This is a genomic window from Moorena sp. SIO3B2 (genome assembly GCF_010692525.1).
Taxonomy (GTDB): Bacteria; Cyanobacteriota; Cyanobacteriia; order Cyanobacteriales; family Coleofasciculaceae; genus Moorena; species Moorena producens.
The window spans coordinates 1-5,465 of sequence record NZ_JAAHHE010000387.1 but is presented as its reverse complement, the minus strand read 5'-3'; the positions used below and the strand labels follow the sequence as shown (position 1 = coordinate 5,465).

The 5,465-nt window shown below is 45.5% G+C and carries 4 protein-coding genes; all 4 read left to right on the top strand.

Features of this window, described 5'->3' with window-relative positions; all coding sequences use genetic code 11:
* Positions 1–2,822 (top strand): beta strand repeat-containing protein (locus F6K38_RS34295; protein ID WP_287359567.1); only part of this gene is annotated, 2,822 nt, incomplete at its 5' end.
* A 633-nt stretch (positions 2,823–3,455) separates the two neighbouring features.
* Complete coding sequence (locus tag F6K38_RS34290; RefSeq protein WP_287359565.1) at positions 3,456–4,325, top strand: calcium-binding protein; 870 nt, start codon at positions 3,456–3,458, stop codon at positions 4,323–4,325.
* 164 nt (positions 4,326–4,489) lie between these two features.
* Positions 4,490–4,660 (top strand): hypothetical protein, encoded by a 171-nt coding sequence (locus tag F6K38_RS34285; RefSeq protein ID WP_287359563.1) that lies wholly within the window; start codon positions 4,490–4,492, stop codon positions 4,658–4,660.
* 150 nt (positions 4,661–4,810) lie between these two features.
* Positions 4,811–5,465, top strand: a 655-nt coding sequence (locus tag F6K38_RS34280) for a POTRA domain-containing protein (protein ID WP_287359561.1), incomplete at its 3' end; no start/stop codon positions are given.

Here is a 5,465-nt window from a genome sequence, read left to right as displayed (position 1 = left end):
ATTCTGGGAATGGGGGAGCGATTTCTTTGGAAACTGCTGCTGGCAGTATTACTACTGGAAATTTTGATGCTGGAACTGTTTCTGTCGAGGGAGATGCGGGTGATGGGGGCATCATTGCTCTAGCAGCTTTTCATGGAACTATCACGACAGGAAATCTTAAATCTGAGGCTGGCTCTAATAACGGTAATGCAGGAGATGGAGGAGAGATTACCCTAGAAGCCAGAGACAACATTACCACAGGCGATCTAAACTCTAGGTCTTTTGGCTCTCTAGTTGGCAATGGTGGAAATATTAACCTAACTAGCACAGCAGAGTCAATTACTACAGGGAGCATCTCTTCCGGTGGCTCTTTTGATTTTGGTGGTTTTGGCAACTCTTTAATAGGAGAGGGGAATCGTGGCAACGTTACTCTTGATGCTTATCGCGATCTCATTCTCTCTCCCCTGATCGACGCTTCTGGTAGTGGGCCTGGAGGTAACATTACTCTTACCAGCCGAACAGGGGAAGTATCCTTGAAAGATGGTCTAATTAACAGCAATGGTTTTGGCAATGGCAGTGGCGGCAAAATTAAAATTGAGGGGCAATCGGTTTCCATAATCAACACAGATTTGACTACCAGATCATCTGGAAACGGAAATGGTGGCAGTGTTATCCTCACAACTCCTGGTTCTGTTTCCCTTGATAGTAGCCGTATTACCACCTCTTTGGAACCTGGAGCAATTGGTCAGGGAGGTGACATCCGCATTGAGGGAGGGTCAGTTTCTCTGTCTGATTTCACCATCGATACTGCTACCTTTGGTCAGGGAAATGCGGGCAAGGTCTCGATCAAGGCGGAGGACTTTGTCTCGCTAATCAGTAGTGCCGTTTTTAGCATTACTGCTGGAGAAGGGAATGCAGGCAGTGTAACTCTCGAAGCTGGAGGTAATGTTTGGCTAAAAAACAGCAGCAACATTAGCACGGCTGTGGACTTTGGAGCAGTAGGTAACGGAGGTAATGTTGCTATCAATGCCTATTCTCTTTTGATAACAGATGGCTCCCAATTGCAAGCCCTAACTCTTGGAACAGGAGACTTGACTAATGACACGGGAAACTCAGGCAACATTTCGATTAATGTTTTAGATTCTGTAACTGTCTCTGGAGTGGGTTCAGATGGATTCTTGAGTGGGATATTTACTTCCTCCGAAGCAGCCAATAGTGGCCAGGGTGGGAATATCGAACTTAATGCGGATCACCTGCTGGTATCAAATGGGGCGGTTTTTAGTGCTCAGACTTTTAGCACCTTTGATGGTGGTGATATTACCGTGCTTGTCAGTACGCTGGAGTTTAGGAACGGAGGACAGTTCCTCACCAGTACTTTTAGCAGCGGAAAAGCAGGTAATATTATAGTCACTGCCAGTGATAAGGTTACTATCACTGGCAGTGATCCTAACTTTGCTCAACGAGTTAACCCTACTCCCTTGCTTAGGAATGATATTGATGTTAGTCGCCCCACAATTCTGTTTGAAGCTGAGCCAAATAACTCAATCACTCAAGCCCAAGAACTTGATAGTTCCTTCTCAATTAATAGTCCCGATGCTGCCAACCCTTTAGTCGAGTTTTCCACCAGAATTCCCTATGTATCAGTATGGGGTACAGGTTCTGAGCCAGCTACATCTGACTACTATTCCTTTGAAGTTGGAACAGCAGGGACTCGGGCAATTATCGATATCGATACATTCGGTAATTCCCCAAATTTAGACACAGTAGTCCGCCTCTTTGACAGTGAAGGCAACTTACTGGCATCTAATCAGGATGCTCCGGCTTCCCTTGGTGCCTTTGGTAGTCAGGGTAATAATGACTCCTATCTCAGGCACGTCATTACTTTGCCCGGTACCTACTTCATCCAAGTTACCCAATCTGGAAGTGTTGGGATTAGTGATTCACAGGCTTACAATCTCCAGGTTTCCCTTGATACTCCTAAGGTTGTAGCCAGTGTTGTCAATGCAGGTTCTGCCAGCGGGATGTTTGCAAAAACTCAAGGCACTGGCACTGGTGGAAATATAAACTTAAGCACGACCAACCTCGACTTGAGCGATGAAGCCGAGATATCTGCTCAGGCTCTAGGACAAGGTAATGCAGGTAACATCACCATTGAGGCTTTAGAACTTTTCAGCGCCACTGACGGCAATATCATTACTTCTACTACTCAATCTGCCGGAGGTGAGATCAAAATCATAGCCAAAGATATTAGGCTACGTGGTGATAGTGACATCACCACCAGTGTCTTCAGCGGTGCTGACAACGGGGGCAATATCACCATCACCACTGACTCGCTCATTGCCTTCGCTGACAGTGACATCCTGGCCTTTGCCCGTGATGGCCGAGGAGGTGATATTACCTTCAAAACCCCCATCTTCTTCGGCTTTGCCTTCCGTCCAGCACCACCAGGCACTGATCCAGCCACTTTAGATAATAATAACCGAGTCGATATCAATGCCAGTGGTGCTACCGATGGGGTTATTCAGGGTTTACCCAACCTCGATTTTATCGAAAACAGCCTGACAGAGTTACCGGACAATCTGATTGACACCGACAATCTGCTAGCCAATAGCTGCATTGTCCGAACCAGTGAACAAGAGGGACAATTCATCATTACCGGTGGTGGTAACTTACCCACCCGCCCTGGGGATGCTTCCGTTTCACGTTATCCCACTGGAGAGGTACGCACGGTACCGAGTCAGAGTGCCTCTCGTCCTTGGCAAAAGGGTGACCCAATTGTTGAAGCAACCGGGGTGTATCAATTGCCCAATGGACGCCTAGTGATGGGGCGGGAATGTTCTTGAGGCTGGGGGTTAGGAATTTTGAACAGAAGCTTGATCCTATACTTCCTTAGCTTCAAGCTTTAGCTTTTAGCACAACTACCGTAAACCAAAAAAGAGAGGCTCACTGGATTAGAGCCTCTCTTTTTGATTACCAATATGTAGTTTTCAGCAATCCCACTGACTAAATCTTGCCATTAGTCTTGGTTATCCAAGTCATCACATTGGTAGATACGGTGAATGAATTCTAAAAGACTTAATTTTATTATGAAAATTAAGCAACAAGCTAAGGGAGTTGCTGAACAAATTATCTCTAAATAATTTGTTTTTTTTGCACACTAAACAGCCAAATTATTGTGTTGCTGATTCTGGGTATGATTCCGCCCCCCTAGCCCCCCAATTTTGGGGGGAACAAAGCTTTCAAAGTCCCTTCCGGTGCGCTTTCCAATGGGCGAGTAAATCGCCCTTGGGTCGCACCGCAAAGTTGGGGGATTTAGGGGGCTTTACCAAAACCATATGATCGCGCATTCATACTTCAATTCAGCAACGACAAAATTGTAGCAAAAATCAAAGCTTAGACATTGGGTTTATCTAGATTCATTGACTGAATAGAACCCTTTGAAGTTACACAATTCAATGCTCTCAGGAGTAAAAACCATGGGAAATTACATCGGTAACAATGCTAACAATTACTTTCAAGCCCACAAGGAAGGTTGGTGGATATTCAAGAAATGGAAGTCTTGGACAATGACGGGTAATGGCGGCAATGATACCCTGATTGGCGGTCCGAAGAACGACACTTTGTATGGTAATAGCGGCAACGATAAGCTCTACGGTGAGGGTGGTAACGACTATCTGGATGGCTGGACTGGCAATGACAATATGTATGGTGGCTCAGGTAACGACACCCTTCTAGGTTACTCTGGACACGATAATTTATATGGTAATAGCGGCAACGATAAGCTCTACGGTGAGAGTGGTAACGACTATCTGGATGGCTGGACTGGCAATGACAATATGTATGGTGGCTCAGGTAACGACACCCTTCTAGGTTACTCTGGGAACGATTACTTAAGTGGCAGTTCCGGCCATGACAGCCTTAAGGGTGAATCTGGCCATGATACATTACTTGGAGGAACGGGCACCGATACATTAGTCGGGGGTTCCGGTAATGACATCCTCAATGGTTATGGTGGCACTATCGGAGAATACGATATCCTAAGCGGAGACTACAGTTCATCCCAGCCTGGTGTTCAAGGTTCTTATGATGGAGCAGATACATTTGTTTTGGGGAATGCCTTTGGGGCATTCTATCTAGGCTCGGGCTATGCCACAATTACCGACTTCTACTGGTCTGAGGGAGATAAGTTCCAGGTTTATGGTAGTTCCAGTGACTACTCACTGAGCTTCCAAAACTGGTCTGGCAGCAGTGCAAAGGATACCTTGATTTACTATAAGAACGATCTTATCGGTGTGGTAGAAGACACCACTAATGTCGTGACCTCTGCGGACTTTAACTTTGTTTAAGACTCTTTCCAAAAACACCCTCAGCCTCTGGGGGTTGGGGGAAGTATTTGGTTAGATATAGCGCTACGCCCAAGGCAAGAGCCATGCATGGAAAAGTTGACTACAACAGCTTTTGAGCTTTTATCAATGTCAAACACCTTAATGCGTAGTGCTATAAATACGGGATGATTTTAATAGTGTTGTGGAATAGGCATCTAGCTGTAGAACAGGCATCTTGCCTGTTTCATTTGCGACCAGGCAGGCATCTTGCCTGTTTCATTCCCGAGCAAGCAGGATGCCCACCCCACTCCTATTCATCGGAAGATTCAGCAATGCCAATAAGGCTGAAACTATAGCCATTTGCAGATAAGTTAGTCATCAAAATGATACAAAAAAGATGAAGTCTACTTCTTAATTGGCAATAATAAATAACTTAGCTTGAATGCCAATTGCTCTATTCCCTGTTCCCTAAAAATCCAGAAATATGTACTCAGTAAAGTCGCAGCTTGAATGCCAATTTCTCTATTCCCTGTTCCCTGTTCCCTGTTCCCTGTTCCCTAAAAATCCAGAAATATGTACTCAGTAAAGTCGCAAACCGCTATATGTATCATACACTGATATCGATTGTTGTAATTTCAGGCTCTAGTATTATTCCCATCGTGAGCCTAACTATGGGGGCAGTTGCTCAGTCTACTCCACCCCCAGGAGTGAACCTTCCCACCGAAACCCCTGAGAGGATTGAGGAAACTATTCCCAAGCCATCCGATTTACCTCCTCCTGTTCGTGAAGAATCTCCAGCATCACCACCGGATCCAAGTCTGGAAATTCCTTCCTCTCCCCAACTCCCTGAAGTTACAATTCCATCCAGTGTGCCATTCTTCGTCACAGAAGTGGAGGTCTTGGGCAATACCGTTTTGCAAGAAGAAATTGCAGATAAAAAAAACCCATATGAGAACCGTGAAGTAAGGTTTGAGGAGTTGCTTCAACTGCGTTCTGCCATTACTGAGCTCTACATTAAAAATGGTTACATCACCTCTGGCGCATTTTTGCCCGTCCAAGACTTTAGCAAAGGTGTTGTGAAAATCCAGGTGGTTGAGGGTGACTTAGAACGGATTGAACTGGAGGGATTAAACCGTCTGCGGGAAGGATATGTGCGCAGTC

What these genes read in the sequence shown, in the direction of transcription:
- F6K38_RS34290 (WP_287359565.1), top strand. Translation starts at nt 3,456, where the DNA reads ATGGGAAATTACATCGGTAACAATGCTAACAATTACTTTCAAGCCCAC.
- F6K38_RS34285 (WP_287359563.1), top strand. Translation starts at nt 4,490, where the DNA reads ATGATTTTAATAGTGTTGTGGAATAGGCATCTAGCTGTAGAACAGGCA.